Consider the following 234-nt stretch of genomic DNA (forward strand, 5'->3'; position numbering starts at 1 on the left):
GGGTGCATACGGCTGCCGGCATAAAAAACTCTAATTAGCGTGAATTCGAGGCAGGCATGTTTCTAAATTATTTCGCGTTGGGCGTGCTGATCTTCGTTTTTCTGGTTCTGTTTTACGGAATCATCGCCATTCACGATATTCCCTATAACATGGCTAAAAAACGTAACCATCCCCATGCCGATGCCATCCATACTGCGGGATGGGTGAGCCTGTTCACTCTTCATGTTATTTGGC

1 protein-coding gene is annotated in these 234 nt (G+C 46.2%); it reads left to right on the top strand.

Features of this window, described 5'->3' with window-relative positions; all coding sequences use genetic code 11:
- Positions 1-56 precede the first annotated feature (56 nt).
- Positions 57-234: DUF3302 domain-containing protein (locus tag ACLJNW_RS28675; RefSeq protein ID WP_410962082.1), on the top strand; the 178-nt coding region annotated here is incomplete at its 3' end.

It is taken from the genome of Salmonella sp. SAL4457 (assembly GCF_046548235.1).
Classification (GTDB): domain Bacteria; phylum Pseudomonadota; class Gammaproteobacteria; order Enterobacterales; family Enterobacteriaceae; genus Salmonella; species Salmonella enterica.